The 17,674-nt window shown below is 38.3% G+C and carries 19 protein-coding genes; 14 read left to right on the plus strand and 5 right to left on the minus strand.

Annotation, left to right across the window (positions count from 1 at the left end; translation table 11 throughout):
• Nucleotides 1–243: 243 nt before the first annotated feature.
• A complete protein-coding gene (locus OMU_RS11865) occupies nucleotides 244–468 on the minus strand; it encodes a hypothetical protein (RefSeq protein ID WP_016180150.1) in 225 nt (74 codons plus the stop codon).
• A 140-nt stretch (nucleotides 469–608) separates the two neighbouring features.
• Here OMU_RS11865 and racE point away from each other — a divergent pair, with 140 nt between their 5' ends.
• The 6 genes from racE (at nucleotide 609) to OMU_RS11895 (ending at nucleotide 5,013) form a co-directional block, all read left to right on the plus strand.
• On the plus strand, nucleotides 609–1,430 hold the full coding sequence (racE, locus tag OMU_RS11870) for a glutamate racemase (RefSeq protein WP_278251505.1): 822 nt from the start codon (nucleotides 609–611) through the stop codon (nucleotides 1,428–1,430).
• 1 nt (nucleotide 1,431) lies between these two features.
• The gene (rph, locus tag OMU_RS11875) at nucleotides 1,432–2,769 is read left to right on the plus strand and encodes a ribonuclease PH (RefSeq protein WP_016180152.1); all 1,338 of its coding nucleotides are present in this window, start codon (nucleotides 1,432–1,434) and stop codon (nucleotides 2,767–2,769) included.
• Complete coding sequence (locus tag OMU_RS11880) at nucleotides 2,766–3,278, plus strand: metallophosphoesterase (RefSeq protein ID WP_016180153.1); 513 nt, start codon at nucleotides 2,766–2,768, stop codon at nucleotides 3,276–3,278. The genes rph and OMU_RS11880 overlap by 4 nt, the downstream gene beginning before the upstream one ends.
• 91 nt (nucleotides 3,279–3,369) lie before the next feature.
• A complete protein-coding gene (gene cbpB, locus OMU_RS11885; protein ID WP_016180154.1) occupies nucleotides 3,370–3,858 on the plus strand; it encodes a cyclic-di-AMP-binding protein CbpB in 489 nt (162 codons plus the stop codon).
• Between the two features lie 205 nt (nucleotides 3,859–4,063).
• Nucleotides 4,064–4,333, plus strand: coding sequence for a 30S ribosomal protein S14 (gene rpsN, locus OMU_RS11890; RefSeq protein WP_016180155.1), 270 nt, complete (start codon nucleotides 4,064–4,066; stop codon nucleotides 4,331–4,333).
• Nucleotides 4,334–4,422: 89 nt separating this feature from the next.
• Nucleotides 4,423–5,013 (plus strand): DJ-1/PfpI family protein, encoded by a 591-nt coding sequence (locus OMU_RS11895; RefSeq protein WP_016180156.1) that lies wholly within the window; start codon nucleotides 4,423–4,425, stop codon nucleotides 5,011–5,013.
• A gap of 44 nt (nucleotides 5,014–5,057) precedes the next feature.
• On the opposite strand, the gene OMU_RS11900 is transcribed toward OMU_RS11895, so the two are convergent.
• Nucleotides 5,058–5,972 carry a mechanosensitive ion channel family protein gene (locus OMU_RS11900; RefSeq protein WP_016180157.1) on the minus strand — a complete coding sequence of 305 codons (915 nt, stop codon included), beginning with the start codon at nucleotides 5,970–5,972 and terminating at the stop codon, nucleotides 5,058–5,060.
• Between the two features lie 157 nt (nucleotides 5,973–6,129).
• On the opposite strand from OMU_RS11900, the gene OMU_RS11905 reads away from it, so the two are divergent.
• Together OMU_RS11905 and OMU_RS11910 are read left to right on the plus strand one after the other, a co-directional pair.
• On the plus strand, nucleotides 6,130–7,143 hold the full coding sequence (locus OMU_RS11905; RefSeq protein WP_016180158.1) for a branched-chain amino acid aminotransferase: 1,014 nt from the start codon (nucleotides 6,130–6,132) through the stop codon (nucleotides 7,141–7,143).
• A gap of 177 nt (nucleotides 7,144–7,320) precedes the next feature.
• Complete coding sequence (locus tag OMU_RS11910) at nucleotides 7,321–8,661, plus strand: ISL3 family transposase (RefSeq protein ID WP_016179001.1); 1,341 nt, start codon at nucleotides 7,321–7,323, stop codon at nucleotides 8,659–8,661.
• A gap of 75 nt (nucleotides 8,662–8,736) precedes the next feature.
• Here the strand turns inward: OMU_RS11910 and fabI are convergent, their stop codons facing one another.
• Nucleotides 8,737–9,492 carry an enoyl-ACP reductase FabI gene (gene fabI / locus OMU_RS11915; RefSeq protein WP_016180159.1) on the minus strand — a complete coding sequence of 252 codons (756 nt, stop codon included), beginning with the start codon at nucleotides 9,490–9,492 and terminating at the stop codon, nucleotides 8,737–8,739.
• A 162-nt stretch (nucleotides 9,493–9,654) separates the two neighbouring features.
• Between fabI and fabZ the strand changes: the two genes are divergently transcribed.
• On the plus strand, nucleotides 9,655–10,104 hold the full coding sequence (gene fabZ, locus OMU_RS11920) for a 3-hydroxyacyl-ACP dehydratase FabZ (protein WP_016180160.1): 450 nt from the start codon (nucleotides 9,655–9,657) through the stop codon (nucleotides 10,102–10,104).
• Nucleotides 10,105–10,152: 48 nt separating this feature from the next.
• Here the strand turns inward: fabZ and OMU_RS11925 are convergent, their stop codons facing one another.
• Both OMU_RS11925 and gap read right to left on the minus strand, forming a co-directional pair.
• A complete protein-coding gene (locus OMU_RS11925; protein ID WP_016180161.1) occupies nucleotides 10,153–10,902 on the minus strand; it encodes a peptidylprolyl isomerase in 750 nt (249 codons plus the stop codon).
• A gap of 155 nt (nucleotides 10,903–11,057) precedes the next feature.
• Nucleotides 11,058–12,068: a type I glyceraldehyde-3-phosphate dehydrogenase gene (gap, locus tag OMU_RS11930; RefSeq protein ID WP_016180162.1), complete on the minus strand. Its 1,011-nt coding sequence runs from the start codon at nucleotides 12,066–12,068 to the stop codon at nucleotides 11,058–11,060.
• A 264-nt stretch (nucleotides 12,069–12,332) separates the two neighbouring features.
• Here gap and obgE point away from each other — a divergent pair, with 264 nt between their 5' ends.
• The 5 genes from obgE to OMU_RS11955 all read left to right on the plus strand — a co-directional run bounded on the left by obgE (nucleotide 12,333) and on the right by OMU_RS11955 (nucleotide 17,671).
• A complete protein-coding gene (gene obgE / locus OMU_RS11935) occupies nucleotides 12,333–13,646 on the plus strand; it encodes a GTPase ObgE (protein WP_016180163.1) in 1,314 nt (437 codons plus the stop codon).
• A 725-nt stretch (nucleotides 13,647–14,371) separates the two neighbouring features.
• Entirely contained in the window at nucleotides 14,372–15,106 is a 735-nt protein-coding gene (locus OMU_RS11940) for a winged helix-turn-helix domain-containing protein (RefSeq protein ID WP_016180164.1), read from the plus strand.
• A gap of 170 nt (nucleotides 15,107–15,276) precedes the next feature.
• Complete coding sequence (locus OMU_RS11945; protein WP_016180165.1) at nucleotides 15,277–15,828, plus strand: DUF456 domain-containing protein; 552 nt, start codon at nucleotides 15,277–15,279, stop codon at nucleotides 15,826–15,828.
• Nucleotides 15,829–15,919: 91 nt separating this feature from the next.
• Nucleotides 15,920–16,843: a ribonuclease Z gene (gene rnz, locus OMU_RS11950; protein ID WP_016180166.1), complete on the plus strand. Its 924-nt coding sequence runs from the start codon at nucleotides 15,920–15,922 to the stop codon at nucleotides 16,841–16,843.
• A gap of 39 nt (nucleotides 16,844–16,882) precedes the next feature.
• Nucleotides 16,883–17,671 (plus strand): SDR family NAD(P)-dependent oxidoreductase, encoded by a 789-nt coding sequence (locus OMU_RS11955; RefSeq protein ID WP_016180167.1) that lies wholly within the window; start codon nucleotides 16,883–16,885, stop codon nucleotides 17,669–17,671.
• Nucleotides 17,672–17,674 lie beyond the last annotated feature (3 nt).

Consider the following 17,674-nt stretch of genomic DNA (forward strand, 5'->3'; position numbering starts at 1 on the left):
TCATCAAAAAATAAATGTTTATCTGTTAATCCGAGTAATTTTCTAGTATGATTATCCATTGAGAGACTCCTTTGGTAGGGTGACGTTTTGGTCGACTAAATTTTACCAAAAGTGAGTCTCTTTTTGAGTTGAAACGAAGAAAAAAGTGTTAGTAGAAAATCGCCTTCGATTTTCCACCAACACAAAATATTATAGAACCTAAAAAAGTGAGGCTCTTCTCAAAGAATGAGAGCCTCACTTTTTCTATTCTTTTTCTGTTTTACGTTCAGTTTCTTTCATAGCTGGATCTTCATAGATAGCGCCGGCTTCCGTTTTTCCCAGTTTTTCTAAAACACTAGGCTCATGTTCGTCTTTGCGATTTTCCTTCTTTTTCTCTGTTTCCTCTTCGGTTGCTTTGATTGCAGGATCTTGATTACGATCACCAGCAGAAACTTTCCCCATGTTTTCAGTTAGTTCTTTTTTATCCATTTTCATCCACCTCTCTCAGAATTAGTGTAGCATTAATTGTTATTCATTCAAAAGAAAACGCTTTTTATAAGTCGGGGTTCTAGGGCTTGAAATATTTCGTTAAAAAGTGGAAAATAAGATGAAACTTGTAACAAGATAGGATGAGCGTTTTGTCAAATGAAAGACCAATTGGATTTATTGATTCTGGCGTAGGCGGTTTGACGGTAGTCAAGGAAGCCATGCGTCAGCTACCTAATGAAGAAATCTTATATCTTGGAGATACGGCTCGTTGTCCGTATGGTCCTCGACCAGCCGAGCAAGTCATTGAGTTTACCTGGCAGATGACTCGTTTTTTATTGAAGAAAAATATAAAGATGCTTGTGATCGCCTGCAACACTGCAACGGCGGTAGCGTTAGATGAAATCAAAAAGGCTGTTGATATTCCTGTGATTGGTGTGATACAACCTGGTTCGCGCGCAGCATTAAAAGCCAGTAACACAGGACGTATTGGAATTATCGGAACATTAGGAACGGTCAAAAGTGGTTCTTATAAACATGAGCTGCAAGAAAAAGCACCGGACACTTATGTATCCAGTCTGGCTTGTCCGAAATTTGTTCCGATTGTGGAAAGTAATCAGTTTAATAGCTCAGTAGCGAAAAAAATTGTTTCGCAAACACTGGCGCCTTTAAAAAAAGAAAAATTGGATACATTAATCTTAGGATGTACCCATTACCCATTATTACGCCCAATTATTCAGAATGTGATTGGTCAACAGGTGACATTAATTGATTCTGGGGCGGAAACCGTTAATGATGTTAGTACATTATTGGATTATTTCAATTTGAATAATTATGAACAAGTTGAAACAAAATCGAGATCTTTTTACACAACCGGCTCACCTAAGATGTTTAAAGATATCGCTGGTGAATGGTTAGATATTACGAATTTGAATGTGACACACATTGATTTAGGAGGAGAATAACTTGCGACATGATGGAAGAGCGGTCCAGCAATTACGGCCGATTAAGATTGAAACGAATGTTTTTAAACATCCTGAAGGATCAGTCGTCATTTCTTTTGGCGATACCAAAGTAATTTGTTCAGCAACACTAGAAGATTCAGTTCCGCCGTTTTTACGTGGCAGTGGATCCGGTTGGGTGACAGCTGAGTACAGTATGCTCCCAAGGGCAACTAATACGCGAAATAGGCGTGAAAGCGCAAAGGGAAAACTATCAGGACGGACGATGGAGATTCAACGTTTAATCGGACGTTCTTTACGTGCCGTGATTGATTTAGAAAAATTGGGTGAACGCAGTATCATTGTGGACTGTGATGTCATCCAAGCTGATGGTGGTACGAGAACAGCCAGCATTACTGGTGGATTCGTCGCCTTGCGTTTAGCTGTTAACAAATTGTTAGCCAGTGGTGAACTAGCAGAAGATCCAATTAAAGAACATTTAGCGGCAATTAGTGTCGGAATGCTACCAGATGGAACTGTCGTGACTGATTTAGACTATCTAGAAGACTCTTCGGCTGCAGTTGATATGAATCTCGTAATGACTGAATCTGGCCGTTTCGTGGAGATTCAGGGTACCGGTGAAGAAGCTACTTTCAATGATGATGAGTTGAACGCGTTGATTTTACATGGCAAAGCCGGAATTGCTGAATTAATAGCTTATCAAAAGGAAGCTCTTTTCGAAGCAGTAGAAATAGAAAAAAAAACAATCGTAATTGCTACACGTAATCCAGGAAAGGCTAAAGAATTTGCGGCTTTATTCGCAAAGGAAGGCTATCAAATCAAAACACTATTAGATTATCCTGATTTGCCAGATGTCGAAGAAACAGGAACAACCTTCGAAGAAAATGCTCGATTGAAAGCAGAAACGATTGCACAGCTTTTACAGCAGCCGGTCTTAGCGGATGATTCTGGTTTAGTCGTTGATGCGCTAAATGGTATGCCTGGAATTTTTTCTGCTCGTTTTGCTGGAGAACGAAAAAGTGACGCCGCAAATAATGCGAAGCTACTTCATGAATTAACGAATGTTCCTGATGAGCAAAGAACTGCACACTTCCACTGCACCTTGGTCTTTGCGGCACCACAAAAGGAAAGCCTAGTGGTGGAGGCGGATTGGGATGGCCGAATCGCGCGAATTCCACAAGGAGATAATGGTTTCGGCTATGACCCATTATTTATTGTTCCTGGCTATGATAAAACATCTGCTGAATTGACCTCTGAAGAAAAGAATAAAATCAGTCATCGTGGGATGGCAGTCAAAGAATTAGAAAGAACTTGGAAAGAATGGCTGGAGGGGAATAAATGAAGTATTTAATCGTTAGTGATAACCACGGTGATCGCAACATCTTAGTTGAGATCGTTAATCGCTATGTTGATAGGGTCGATCATATGTTTCATTGCGGTGACTCAGAATTGAAAGCAAATGATGAGCTATGGGAACATTTCACGGTCGTTACTGGAAATTGTGATTATGATCCTGGATATAAAAAGGAACAAGTTGTTTCAATCGGTGATGATGTTATTTACATGACTCATGGACATTTATCAAATGTACGTTTTGGACTTACGATGCTTTCTTTACAAGCTCAAGAGGCGGGAGCGAATATTGCTTTGTTTGGACATATCCACCAAGCAGTAGCGGAGCTTGATAAAAATATTTTATTCGTAAATCCTGGTAGTATCTCACAGCCACGTGGACCTGTGCGTATCCCAAGTTATGCGATCATTGACAGCGAGAACAATGAATATCGTATTCAATACTATAATCGTGCCCATCAACCGATTGAAGAGTTAGCTGCAACCTTTGAACGTTAGTTCCTAATTTTTATTAAATTTTTGGTGAAATACCGCTTTCTTTTTGCCGTTACGGTAAAATAAGGTGAAGATATTAGAACGGAGGCGTCATATGATTAGTCCCGCAATTGAACAATTAATGATGGAACATGAGGAAACCATGATGATTCCGGCAGAAAATGTTGCAAATGTGATGAAGGAACATCCATTAGAGCATGCGTTACTGCTGTTGTCGCAGGCTGGATATTCAACGATTCCAGTTTTAGATAAAGAGGATCATTTTGTTGGTTTATTGAGCTTGAATGACATTGTAAAAAAAATGTTAGGGATCGATGGTATTGATACATCCAATTTGGAAGAGTTAACTGTTGCGGATGTCATGAAAACAGATGTTGCAGTGATGCGCCCAGATGCCGAACTAGAAGACATTTTACATTTATTAGTAGATGCTTCTTTCTTACCTGTGTTGGATCACAACGGGGTATTCTGTGGAATCGTAACACGTAGAGAAATTTTAAAGGCGGTAAATTATACCTTTCATGCTTTTCAGCGGAAAAATCCTGAAACTCAATTAATTTTTCACGCGAATTCATCAAACTAACTAAAAAACTGAATTTTATATAGAACAGACTCTAAGCAAGTACTTAAAGTGGAGTCTGTTCTTTTTGTGTGAAATAAATCTCTTAGCTTTTTAAATGATGGATACAGATAAATTGACATTCGGCAATAGGCATGCTATTTTAATCAAGTGTTTAAACAGTAACCATTACGGTTAAGCTTGATTGAATAAAAAATAGGAGAAATCAATGGCAAAAAAATCTAAAATTATTAAGATGCAAAAGCAACAAGCTTTGATTGAACGTTACGCTGAAGAACGTCTAAAATTAAAAGCTGCTAGAGATTACGAGGGATTAGCAAAATTACCCCGGGATTCAAATCCTAATCGATTAAAGTCCCGTGATTTAATCGATGGCCGACCAAGAGGCTACATGCGAAAATTCGGTATGTCACGAATCAAATTTCGTGAATTAGCTCATAAGGGGCAAATTCCCGGTGTTAAAAAAGCGAGTTGGTAAAAAAGCCATAAGCTAGTCAATTCTGGAAGATTTCCTACTCCAATTTTGTTAAACTGAAAGTATTCAACAAAGTGGAGAGGAGAGATAGTGTGAAAACGGCCCTATTTGTTTTGTTAGATCAATATGCTGATTGGGAAGCAGCGTATCTGTTGAGTCTGCTGAATCAAAGAGACGATTGGCAAATCCAGACTGCTTCAAATTTACCTCTGGTACATTCAATCGGTGGATTGCAAACAACAGTTGATCTAAATTTTTCAGAAATTGATCAGATGCATCATTTGCTTGTTTTGATTGGCGGTGATTCTTGGAATATTCAAAATCAAGAACTTTATCGAATGATCGAAAAACAGCTAAACAATAATTTACCAGTTGCTGGGATTTGTGGTGCAGTAGATTATCTTGCTTTTCATGGTTTTTTAGAAGGGTATAAGCATACAGGAAATAGTCGTGTTTCGTGGCAGGATTTTCAAAACTATCGGTCTCCTGAGAACTTTATAGAAAGGCAGGCCGTCAGTGATCGAAATCTTGTTACAGCAAACGGAACAGCAGCGTTAGATTTTACTGAGTTTGTCTTACAATTAATCGGAGATAGTCTGATTGAAGCGAAAAAAGAAGTTGATTTATATCGTTTAGGGTATTATGGTTATCGGGAAAAATATGGGTATCCATTTGATCAATAAAAAAGAAGTTCATTCCATGAATTTATCATGGAGCGAACTTCTTTTTATTTTCCATACGCAACTGGATTATTGGGAATACTAAAACCGTTTTGAGTCAAGGTTTGGACATAAGCAGATAAAAATTCTTCCTGCAGCTTGTATTGTTTTCCATTTGTTACATACAGAATTGTTCGAATTGCATAGTTGCTATTGCCTAAGTCAACCATTCCGAATAGAGTAGGTCCATCAAAAATCTCATCCTTAAACTCGTCGGAAAGCTTTTGATTCGTTTCATCAATCAAGTGGATAATCTTATCATATCCTTCGTCTGGTTGGATGCGAATATCAACCTTTACTTGCATATGGGCACGAGAAAGATTGCTGATGGTTGTAATGTTGCGATTAGGTATAAAATGAACAGTTCCATCTGCAGATTTCATTTGCAGCATACGAATACCAACAGAGGTGACTGTTCCCTCAATTTGCAGATCGGTCAATCGAATATAGTCACCGACATCGATCTGTTGTTCCATAATAATGAAAAAACCAGTGATTATATCATTAGTGAACCCTTGTGCTCCCAAACCTATGGCAATTCCGGCAATTCCGGCACCCGCTAATAGTGAACCCACAGGAATACCAAGCGTATCCAAAATCGAATAAAGGAAAAAGAAAAAGAGTGTGTAAGAAAAGACGTTCATTGACAAAGCATGGATTGTTTCAACTCGAGTGGCATTATCTGCCATTTTCTTTTTCTGCCGATCAAAAGATTGATTGATCAAAAAGCTTCCGATTTTTCTAATTAGATAAAATAGAATCAAAACAGCAATAATTGTCATGCCTTTTTGAATTAAAACTGAAAAAACGTGATCCCAATCAATCGATTGCCAATATTTTTGCCAAGCTGACAATTGTTCCGTCGCCTGATCGACAACATTGGTAGTGCTGGAATCCACTGTTTGTGTTGTAAATAAAACCATAAGCCACTCCCATTAGATTAATAAAAATAGTGTAACAATCTTTCGCTTTTCTGTCGACTAGGGAAAACAAACCTTCATTTTCTTTTTATTGAAAAAAATCATGACAACGATGAAAGAAAGTGATAGACTAACATTTAAATAAGAAGGAGATGATAGAATGGTGAATATAAAATGGGAAGAGTTAGGCTTTGATTATATCAAGACACCTTTCCGCTATATTTCTCATTGGAAAAATGGGCAATGGGATGATGGCGTATTAACAGAGGATAACACCATCACCATTAATGAAGGCTCGACATGTCTCCATTATGGTCAAGAATGTTTTGAAGGATTAAAGGCATATCGTCGAAAGGATGGAAAAATTAATTTATTCCGACCAGATGAGAACTCAAAACGTTTGAATAAGAGTGCTGAACGTCTTCAGATGCCAGCCGTTCCAGAAGACAAGTTTATCGATGCAGTGAAACAAGTTGTAAATGCTAATGAAGAATATGTACCTCCGTATGGTACTGGAGCAACTTTATATCTACGCCCTTATTTAATTGGCGTAGGTCCAAATATTGGGATCGTTCCTGCACCAGAATATATATTTGGCGTATTTTGTATGCCAGTTGGGCCGTATTTTAAAGGTGGATTAGCACCAAGCAATTTCATTGTTTCCGAATATGATAGAGCCGCACCATTTGGAACTGGAGCAGCGAAGGTAGGCGGAAATTATGCGGCGAGTTTATTGCCTGGTCAAATCGCACACGACCGTAATTTTTCGGATTGTATTTATTTAGACCCAGCAACGCATACAAAGATTGAAGAAGTCGGATCAGCAAACTTTTTCGGAATTACAAGGGATAATCAATTTGTCACACCAAAATCTCCATCGATTCTGCCAAGCATTACGAAATACTCCTTGCTGTATCTTTCTAGTGAACGCTTTGGTTTAGAGGCAATCGAAGGAGATGTTCGCTTGGATGAATTGGATAAATTTGCAGAAGCTGGAGCTTGCGGAACTGCGGCGATTATCGCACCGATTGCCGGAATTCAAAATGGCGATGATTTCCATGTCTTTTATAGTGAGACAGAAGTGGGGCCCGTAACGAAGAAATTGTACGATGAGCTGGTAGGTATTCAGTTTGGTGATGTTGAAGCGCCGGATGGTTGGATTTTTGAAGTCTAATAAATTAAAAAAAAATCGTCGTTCATGGAGAACGGCGATTTTTGAGGCTCTATAATATCTAGTGTTGGTGACGCCTTCTGTTGCCAATACTTTTTCTTTTTTCTAATAAACGCAAACAGACACCTTGAAATCCTTTAGAATAAAGTCGACGAAAACCATTCAAAGGAGTGTTTCAAGATGTCCTATTCAGAGTTTACCAAAGAGTTACTAGATATTCTAGACCTAAATCTTACCTTTCATGAAGATGCCTTTCGCAAAGAGCGCATCAATGACGAAACATGTTTTGTTTTTGATGGCACATTGACCTATCAACCAGAGGAATGCTTTCATTGCCACTATGAAAATGAGCAAACGATCATTAAATGGGGCTGGAAAAAAGTATCCATCTTATTGAATGATGTCAGTAACTACAAGACCATTCTTCGGATTAACAAACAGCGCTTCAAATGTAAACACTGTGGAAAGACTTTTTTAGCAGAAGATTCAGTTAGTGATCGTCGCTGCTCCATTGCTCGCAGAGTCAAACAAGCCATTCTTGAGCTATTAAGCGAACCACTTTCTATGTCTTTGATCGCACGTATGAAGCACATTTCTCCGACCACTGTCATTCGAATACTTCGCAGCCTTCGGCCTAAAACCGTTTCTTTGAACCAGCCGTTACCAGAAGTGGTGTGTTTCGATGAATTCAAATCGGTGAAAAACGTCTCGGGAGCCATGAGCTTTGTCATGATGGACGGCAAGACCCATCAACTGATTGATATTGTGGAAAATCGGCAACTCAATCCTTTACGCGACTATTTCTTGCGCTACCCTAGAAAAGTCCGTGAACAAGTACGTCTAGTGGTTTCAGATTTCTATACACCCTATCGCACATTGGTGAAAGAGTGTTTTCCGAATGCCAGAATCGTCGCCGATCGCTTTCATATTAGCCAACACATCGGTCGGGCCTTTACCAACCACCGAATTCAAGTAATGAAGACCTTTAAAAAAGGGGATCGTCGGTCGAAGCACTTAAAGAAATACTGGAGACTACTTCAAAAGAATGCGTGGGAATTGAATGGTCAGCATCGCTACTGGCGTCCGTCATTTCGAGATCATCTGACAGAAGCGGAGATAGTCGATCGGCTATTATATTATGATGACTCCTTAAAGCGAGGCTACGAAGTCTACCAGGTTTTTCTTTCCGCTATCAGAAGACAAGATGTTCCTGAATTCGTCGCGCTCCTAAAAGAAGACTACAAGGAGTTGCCAGAGCACTACCAACCAGTGTTCACGACCTTCAAGAAATATCGAACAGAAATCAAACGAGCGTTGCGAGTTCCCTATTCCAACGGCCCTATAGAATGTTTGAACAACCATATCAAAGTACTAAAACGAATTGCCTATGGCTTTAGAAACTTTCAAAACTACCGAGAACGAATCTTTTTATATCGAGGAAAATATTTCAAGAAAACTAAGAACACTACCCAACTAACTAAAGCCAGAACAACAACACGGCTAGACAAAATAGCTGTCTAGCCGTGTGAGTATCTCGATTATTCTATTGAATTTCTTCACCAACACTCATTGACGAAGAGCCTTTTTTGATATTGTTTAGCTTAAGTGAACGCCTTTGTCGACATAGATGACGTCTCCAATGATACCTGTCGCTAATGGACTAAGTAAGAAAGCACATGAGTTTCCAACTTCTTCGATTGTTACAGCGACTTTATCAGGTGTACGTTCTTCGGATAAGCTCAATAATGATTGGTAGTCCTTCACGCCAGTTACAGCTAATGTTTTGATTGCTCCAGCAGAGATCGCATTAACACGAATATTTTTCGGCGCAAGTTCTGTTGCTAAGTAGCGAACTTCTGCTTCTAAAGCAGCTTTGGCAATGCCCATCATGTTGTAGTTAGGGATCGAACGCTCAGATCCCATGTAAGTCATTGTCACGATGCTTCCGCCATCAGTCATCAATGGAGCAGCATATTTAGAGACAGCTAATAACGAATAAGCACTGATGTCTTGAGCTAGTTGGAAGCCGTCGCGAGTGATCTCTGTTACATTGCCAGATAATTCTTCTTTGTTGGCAAAAGCAATCGAATGGACCAAACCATCGATCGAACCAAATTTCTCTTTGATCAAAGAAAAAGCAGCCTCAATTTTTTCATCACTAGCAACATCAAGTTCAAACATATTTGCATCTTCGCCAACTAACTTGACTAAATTTTTCTTCATTCGATCGTTTTGATAAGTATAAATGATTTCCGCGCCTTGTTCAGCGATCGCTTTGGCACATCCCCAAGCAATACTTTTTTTATTGGCTACGCCTGTCACGATAATTTTTTTTCCCGTTAAAATAGACATTAAATGACACACTCCTAAATAATATAAAAAATAATATGCTCTCATTATGTTGGAAAAAGCTTTGATTGTCAAACTATTTTTTTGATTATTCCAATACGTCTTGATTAAACTGCAAGAATATGATAGTTTGATAATCAAATAAAATATTCATAGAGGTGCAAAATGAAAAAAATTATGAATGTCGAAGAAATCATGGCTGCGATTCCGAATCGCTTTCCCATTTATTATTTAGATGCAGTCACAGAATTTGAAGATGAAAAGCATATCACAGCGATGAAAAATTTAACGATGAATGAAGATTTTTTCCAAGGATATTTCCCAGGTGAACCAATCATGCCCGGCACACTGATTGTTGAAGCGTTGGCACAAGCAGGATCATTATTAATTCTGAAATCAGCAGCATTCGAAGGGAAGACTGCGTATATCGGCGGCATCAATAAAGCACATTTTTTGGAATTCGTACGTCCAGGCGATACCTTATTCTTGAATTTTGATATTCAAAAGGTCAAAGGCCCGGTGGGAACTGCCAAAGCATGGGCGACAGTGGAGGATAAGACTGTAACAGAATGTGAATTTACCTTTATTGTTGGCGATAAGGAACAAAAAAAATAATTTAAAAAAGAACCGAATTCTCCTTCGAGAAAATTCGGTTCTTTTTGACTACTTCTTAGGTTCTTGCAAAACCTTCACTTCAGTAACTTTGACTGGTTCTGTAGGTGTAGATTTCTCTCCGGAACCATTATCTTTCACTTCGCCGCTAGCGATCTTATCGACTACATCCATACCTTCAGTGACTTGTCCAAATACGGTATACTCGCCATCAAGTTGTGGCGCGCCACCTTTTTTATAGGCTTCAATGATTTTCTCAGGATAGTATTGAATCGCCAAACCATCGCTTTGATCTTCGTTATTAGTTACAATAAAAAACTGACTGCCATTGCTGCTGCGTGACTCTGCACGAGCCATTGAAAGGGCACCACGGATATTATAAAGTTGATTGGAATCTTCTGTTTTGAAGCCTTTTTTCCAAATACTTTCTCCGCCAGTGCCATCACCTTTTGGATCACCGCCTTGAATCATAAAGTCTTTGATCACGCGATGAAAAGGAGTGTCTTTGTAGTACCCATCCTTAGCGTGCTTCACAAAATTTTCTACTGCTTTTGGTGCTTGTTCTGGGAAAAGTTTAATTTTTACGTTTCCTTCAGTTGTAACAAGTTCAACTAAGTATTCATCATCAGTGACTTTGTCGTTGAGCTGAGGCAGATCCAATTTATTTAAATCTACACTGGATTCTGTTGTTTTTGTTGCACTTTCTTTTGTATCTTTCGTAGCAGTATCGTTGCCACAAGCCGCAAATAGCCCAATTGACAAGGCTAAGCTTGCACCGATCATTATTTTTTTGAATTGCATATAATTCTCCTTTTCAAACTTATTATCATTCCTATGATAACAAACTTTTAACATAGTTCCTATGAAAAAAAGGTGACTTTTACTTCAAAAAATTCATAGAAACGAGCATAAAAAAAGGAGATCGAAAATGATCTCCTTAAAAAACTATTTGAATTTTATAGGTTTGCAAATTTTTCTAGCAAACGAATCATTTGGCAGGTGAAGCCGTATTCGTTGTCATACCAAGCAACTGTCTTAACTAATTGATAGTCGCCGGCAGAAGTTACTTCTGTTTGAGTTGGGTCAAAGATTGATCCTTGTGTTGTTCCGATGACGTCACCAGATACGATTTCACGATCATCGTAGCCGAATGATGGGTTGTCAACTGTATGTTTCTTGATCGCTTCGTTCACTTGGTCAGCAGTAACTTTTGTTTTAAGAACTGAAACCAATTCTGTCAATGAACCGTCAACAACGGGAACACGTTGCGCATGTCCTTGTAATTTTCCGTTCAATTCTGGAATTACCAAACCAATTGCTTTAGCAGCACCAGTTGAATGTGGGATCGTATTATCAGCAGCTGAACGTGCAGCACGTAAGTTACCGCCCTTAACTGGTCCATCTAATAACATTTGAGTTGAAGTGTATGCATGAACGGTAGTCATTGTACCAACTTCGATACCGAATTCTTCATTTAAGAAGTAAGCCATAGGAGCTAGACAGTTTGTTGTACAAGAACCAGCTGAAATGATTTTGTCATTTGAGTCCAAAGTGTCATCATTTACGTTGTATACAATTGTTTTCATTTGTCCAGCAGGAGCTGAGATAACCACACGTTTTACACCTGCGTCAATGTGTGCTTGTGCTTTTTCTTCTGAAGTATAGAAGCCAGTACATTCAAGCACGATATCTACGCCATTTTCTTTTACCCATGGGATTTTACTTGCATCTGGTTCAGCATATACACGAGTTTTTTCGCCGTCAACAACGATTGAATCTTCTGTCGCAGTAACTGTGCCAGGATATGTGCCATGTGTTGAATCAAATTGTAATAATTGTGCCAACATTGTAGGACTTGTTAAGTCGTTGATTGCTACTACTTCAATATCGTCAGATACTTCTTTAATTCGACGGAAAGCTAAACGACCAATACGTCCAAATCCATTAATACCTACTTTTACTGTCATAACCAAAAGTTCCTCCTTTTTTATATCAAGCAAAGCTTGACGCCTTACATTTTTATTGTGCAACGCATCAATTTTTTTGTCAAAAGATATTACCTGAGAAAATTTTTAACAGAAAACTACTAAAAAAATTGAAAGCACCAATTTTTTTTTAAGCTTCTATCAATAAGAATGGACTTTTTCAGTTAATCTAGCTACAATAAACGAGACTTTGTTTATGTGGAGATTCATTAGTCAATAGAATAAAGAGATAAGGAGGACACGAAAATGTCCATGTTTTTAGATCAAGTAACGATCGATGTCAAAGCCGGTAAGGGCGGAGATGGGATGGTCGCCTTTCGTCGTGAAAAATATGTGCCAGATGGTGGGCCAGCTGGAGGTGACGGCGGACGTGGCGGCGATGTCATCTTAGTAGTGGATGAAGGATTGCGTACACTGATGGACTTTCGTTACAATCGTCATTTTAGAGCTACTCCAGGCGAAAATGGCATGAGCAAAGGAATGCATGGTCGTGGGGCTGAAGATACTTACGTCAGCGTTCCCCCAGGCACAACTGTTCGTGATGCTGATACGGGAGCTTTAATTGGTGATTTAATCGAAAATGGCCAAGAACTGATTGTTGCTCATGGCGGACGCGGCGGCCGTGGCAACACACGTTTTGCTTCACCGAGAAATCCTGCGCCTGAGCTTGCTGAAAATGGTGAGCCCGGACAAGAACGCAACATTGAATTAGAATTGAAGGTCCTAGCTGATGTTGGTTTAGTCGGTTTTCCATCAGTTGGAAAGTCAACGATCCTGTCAGTGATTTCGTCTGCACGTCCGAAAATTGGCGCGTATCATTTCACTACGTTAGTACCTAATTTAGGTATGGTAACAACCAGTGATGGTCGCAGTTTTGCTGCTGCCGACTTACCCGGCTTGATCGAGGGTGCCTCGCAAGGCGTTGGCTTAGGAACTCAATTTCTGCGACACATTGAGCGCACACGGGTTATTTTGCACGTGATTGATATGAGCGGAATGGAAGGGCGCGAGCCATACGAAGACTATCAAGCAATTAATAAAGAGTTAGGTTCACATAATTTGCGTTTGTTAGAGCGTCCACAAATTATCGTTGCTAATAAAATGGATATGCCAAACGCTGAAGAAAACTTGAAGAAGTTTAAAGATGCTTTGAAGAAGGATAAGAAAGATGAATTTGCTGATGATATTCCTGTTTTTGCAATCTCAGCAATTACAAAGCAGGGATTAGATAATTTGCTAAATGCGACGGCGGATCTATTAGAAGTGACACCAGAATTCTTGTTGTATGACGAAGAAGTAGAAGAGGATACTGTAAACTACGGCTTCCAATCGAATGAACCAGAATTTACCATTACACGTGAACCTGATGCAACTTGGGTACTTAGTGGAGAAAAATTGGAAAAACTCTTTAAGATGACGAACTTTGATCATGATGAGACAGTAATGCGCTTTGCTCGTCAACTTCGATCAATGGGAGTCGACGAAGCTTTAAGAGCTCGCGGAGCCAAAGATGGTGATCTTGTTCGTATCGACAAATTTGAATTTGAATTTGTAGACTAAAAATAAAATCGTAATTAATTTTAAGTTGTACCGCAATTTATTTTGCGGTATTTTTTTGTATGATAAAAGCAAAAAGAAAGTGCTTTTAATTGTAAATAAGTATGACTTTTCTAGAAGAACAAAGAAAATCGATGTCAAAGATATTGCCATTTATTAATTTATCTTTAAGAGAAATTATTGATTGAAGAATTTTGAATTGTTTAAAAAACAATGAGAGAACAATTCTATAGAAAATGCGTGTTATTTTTAATGTTAATAATCGATATTTTTTTGTGGTTTTAAAAACGAATTAATATTAAATATTCTTATCCAGCTAAATCAGTTATGAAATATTAGTTGAGAAATAAATGTGTAAAGTAAAATGATTAAATCTTATTTTTTCAGCATTAGGAACAATATGGGAGATATAAAAGAATTTATTTTGTTAATTAGAATCAATTTGAATGACAGCTGTTATTTGTTCTAAATTTTTATGAACGATCGAAAAAAGTGTTGTTTAAAAATGATAATTGAATTATTTTATCTAGGAAAAGTTTTTTTAACCCAAAATTTTTATCAATAATTCTAATTGTGATTACTGAATTATAAGCTTTTGGGTAGCGCCGAAGCCTCAGCCGGTGTAAACTAACCTTGTAACAAGTAATAATTATATTGTTAATTAATAAAACTTTCCTAGCCAACTGTTCGGAAACTTATTTTTAATAATAAAAAAGGGGAATAATGTGATGCAAGTATTAATTTTAACGCACAATATCTTAGTGGAGAGACCTTTAGTTGAAAAGCTACAACGCTTAAATATTGAAGTTTTAAGCTCAGCAAAATTATTAACCATGCTTCAAACAAAACAAGTACCATTAGAAGTAATGAGCTTTTTTGATGTTCTAATCGTTAGCGAAACGATTTCCGATCAAGAATTAACAATTATTCTTGAGGAGGTCGGCGAGAAATTCACGATCATTAGAGAGACTGATCGGATGCCTCAAAAAGAAGAAAAAGCAGATTGGGAGTCAAAAGGTGTCGATGAATGGTTACTTGAAGATGAAACACTTAGCGGGTTAAGAGAGAAGCTTGCTGAGAAAACATTGAAAGAATCTGTTTATTCAATTGGATTTGGTATGCGCGGAAAACAAGAGGAAGATGAACATGAAAAACGTCCGATTCCTTTATGGAATTTAACACGATCAGAACGTGAGATGTTAAGTACATTGATTTCGACTAAAGATGCACCGATCAGCCGAAATGATTTGGCAGTCAAAATCTGGGGTGACAGCGATTCAGCTAGTCACATGACACGTTTATCAACGATTATCAAACATTTAAGAAACAAGCTAAAAATTGACGGTGTTGAATATGACGTGATTCGCACAAATTGGGGCGAAGGCTATCAGCTGTCTAAAGTCTTTTTTGATCACTATATTGTTGATGACCGAATTATGGAAGAAATAAAAACTGGAAATTAATTTTTATTAAGGCTGTAGACAAATTCCTTTTTCAGGTATTTGACTATGGTCTTTTTTAATCGCTTTATCTAGTTTACATAACTAAATTATGATCATTTAAACTCATTCTATTTTCCAAAAAATTCATTTCTTGCTACACTAGGATTAAAAGAATAAGGGAGCGAAAAATAATGGAAAAACGTGTAATAATTATGAACTTCGATGTAGAATCAAAAGCTTATGAAGCCTTTTCAAAGGCAAAGCGTCTTCACATGAACAAATCTTTTAAGGGTGAGCAAATGGCGGTCGTCCATCATTCGAACGACGGAGAGCACAAATTTGAGATTGAAGACTTTTTGGATTTTACTGGTAGCAATAAAAGTTCAACTGGTGGCTTAATCGGTATGATGGTCGGTATTCTTGGTGGTCCGGTGGGGATTTTATTAGGCTGGTTTACCGGTGGCATGATTGGTGCGACACAGGATGCTAAGGAAGTTCGAGATGCTACTGGAGTTTTTGAATTTTTAGTCGATAAGATCGGTGAAGGTGATACTGCACTACTTTTGATTGCTGAAGAAGAGGACAATCGTCCATTAAACCAGTTAATCATGATGGAATTAGGGGGCGAAATCACTCGTCTTGATTATGAAGAAGTAGAAAATGAAGTGAAAAAGGCACAAGAAATGGCTAAAAAATCAAATGAATCTGAAGAAGCAGAGAATGATAAAAATTCACAAGAGTAAGCTAAAGCAGAGAAAGATTTCCTTTATTAGATTGCACTAAGTAGGACTTTCTTCTAAAATAAGATTAATTTGATAGAAAGTCAGGGAAATTATGGAATTAGAATTTTTAGGAACAGGTGCGGGAGTACCTGCGAAACATCGGAATGTCAGCGGTTTGGCTTTGAAATTGTTGGATGAACGTAATGCAATCTGGCTATTTGATTGCGGAGAAGGAACCCAAATGCAGATTTTACGAACAAATATTAAACCACGCAAAATTGAGAAAATATTTATTTCTCATTTGCATGGTGATCATATCTTTGGTTTGCCTGGTTTATTAAGCAGTCGTTCCTTTCAAGGCGGTGAAGAACCCATTATAATTTATGGTCCAGCCGGACTAGAAAATTATGTGCGAACATCTTTGCAGGTTACGAAAACTCGTTTGGCTTATCCTTTACAGTTTGTTGAACTGAGTGAAGGTATCATTTTTAAGGACAAGCAATTTACGGTTGAATGTATGTTACTGGATCATGGGATTGACAGTTATGGCTTCCGTGTGAAGGAGGCAGATCATGAAGGCATGCTTCTTGTAGAAAAATTGGTTGCACTAGGTATTCCTGCTGGTCCAATATACGGAAAGTTGAAGCAAGGTCAAAAGGTAACTCTTTCAGACGGACGGGAAATCAACGGACAAGACTTTGTGGGAGAAAGCAAAAAGGGAAGGATCGTAACAATTTTTGGTGATACACGATTCACGAGTAAATCAAGTGAATTTGCTAAAGATAGCGATGTGATCGTCCATGAAAGTACTTTTAATAAAAATGAAGCAAAACTTGCGCGAGCTTACTTTCATTCTACAACTCATCAAGCGGCAACTATTGCCAAAGAAGCGAAAGCAAAAAAACTGATGTTGACACATATTTCTGCAAGATACCTTGCCAAAGAAGCGAAGGAATTGGAAGAAGAGGCTCGCGATATCTTTCCAAATACACAAATTGCCAAGGATTTCGATATCATTGATATTCCATTTTCATAAAAACACGCAATATATTTTACACAGAGAGAAGGAAACTAAATGGATTTAACCGATAAAGTAGTTGTGGTAACTGGAGGTTCTGCTGGATTAGGTGAACAAGTTTGTTATGAAGCAGCTAAACGCGGAGCAATTGTTGTCACTTGTGCTCGCCGGATTAATTTGATCGGACAGGTTAGAGAACGCTGCAGTGAATTGAGCGGCAAAGACGCCTATGCTTTTCAACTAGACATTGCTGATCCAGATAGCGTGGAGGCAGTGATCGAAAAAATCGCCGCTGAAGTTGGTGATGTGGATGTTTTGGTGAACAATGCAGGATTTGGTTTGTTTGACAATTTTGTCGATTTTGACCTAGATGTAGCAAAAAATATGTTTGAAGTCAACGTTTTAGGGATTATGTATTTTACACAAAAAATTGCTATTTCAATGGTTAATAATAAGTCTGGGCATATTTTTAACGTGGCATCTATGGCAGCGAAAATGGCAACGCCAAAATCAACAGTTTATTCGGCAACAAAATTCGCGGTACTGGGTTTTTCTAATGCTTTACGGCTAGAGCTTCGGCCTGCAAATGTTTATGTTACGACTATTAATCCGGGACCAATTGCTACAGAATTCTTCGACAAGGCTGACCCAAGCGGCAGTTACTTGGAAAACTTAGGGGGGATCGTTTTAGATCCGCATAAACTAGCCAAAACGATCGTAAATAAAATGGGGAAACCCACCCGCGAGATCAATCGCCCATTTATCATGGAAGGGGCTAGTATTTTTTACGGCTTATTCCCTCATATTGGAGATTTTTTAGCGGGCGGTCTGTTTAATAGGAAGTAGGAA

The organism is Enterococcus avium ATCC 14025 (assembly GCF_000406965.1).
Lineage (GTDB): Bacteria > Bacillota > Bacilli > Lactobacillales > Enterococcaceae > Enterococcus_A > Enterococcus_A avium.

Excerpts from the sequence above, each read along its gene's own strand:
- OMU_RS11865 (WP_016180150.1), bottom strand. The coding sequence starts at position 468 with ATGGATAAAAAAGAACTAACTGAAAACATGGGGAAAGTTTCTGCTGGT.
- racE (WP_278251505.1), top strand. The coding sequence starts at position 609 with ATGAGCGTTTTGTCAAATGAAAGACCAATTGGATTTATTGATTCTGGC.
- OMU_RS11880 (WP_016180153.1), top strand. The coding sequence starts at position 2,766 with ATGAAGTATTTAATCGTTAGTGATAACCACGGTGATCGCAACATCTTA.
- cbpB (WP_016180154.1), top strand. The coding sequence starts at position 3,370 with ATGATTAGTCCCGCAATTGAACAATTAATGATGGAACATGAGGAAACC.
- rpsN (WP_016180155.1), top strand. The coding sequence starts at position 4,064 with ATGGCAAAAAAATCTAAAATTATTAAGATGCAAAAGCAACAAGCTTTG.
- OMU_RS11900 (WP_016180157.1), bottom strand. The coding sequence starts at position 5,972 with ATGGTTTTATTTACAACACAAACAGTGGATTCCAGCACTACCAATGTT.
- OMU_RS11905 (WP_016180158.1), top strand. The coding sequence starts at position 6,130 with ATGGTGAATATAAAATGGGAAGAGTTAGGCTTTGATTATATCAAGACA.
- OMU_RS11910 (WP_016179001.1), top strand. The coding sequence starts at position 7,321 with ATGTCCTATTCAGAGTTTACCAAAGAGTTACTAGATATTCTAGACCTA.
- fabI (WP_016180159.1), bottom strand. The coding sequence starts at position 9,492 with ATGTCTATTTTAACGGGAAAAAAAATTATCGTGACAGGCGTAGCCAAT.
- fabZ (WP_016180160.1), top strand. The coding sequence starts at position 9,655 with ATGAAAAAAATTATGAATGTCGAAGAAATCATGGCTGCGATTCCGAAT.
- OMU_RS11925 (WP_016180161.1), bottom strand. The coding sequence starts at position 10,902 with ATGCAATTCAAAAAAATAATGATCGGTGCAAGCTTAGCCTTGTCAATT.
- gap (WP_016180162.1), bottom strand. The coding sequence starts at position 12,068 with ATGACAGTAAAAGTAGGTATTAATGGATTTGGACGTATTGGTCGTTTA.
- obgE (WP_016180163.1), top strand. The coding sequence starts at position 12,333 with ATGTCCATGTTTTTAGATCAAGTAACGATCGATGTCAAAGCCGGTAAG.
- OMU_RS11940 (WP_016180164.1), top strand. The coding sequence starts at position 14,372 with ATGCAAGTATTAATTTTAACGCACAATATCTTAGTGGAGAGACCTTTA.
- OMU_RS11945 (WP_016180165.1), top strand. The coding sequence starts at position 15,277 with ATGGAAAAACGTGTAATAATTATGAACTTCGATGTAGAATCAAAAGCT.
- rnz (WP_016180166.1), top strand. The coding sequence starts at position 15,920 with ATGGAATTAGAATTTTTAGGAACAGGTGCGGGAGTACCTGCGAAACAT.
- OMU_RS11955 (WP_016180167.1), top strand. The coding sequence starts at position 16,883 with ATGGATTTAACCGATAAAGTAGTTGTGGTAACTGGAGGTTCTGCTGGA.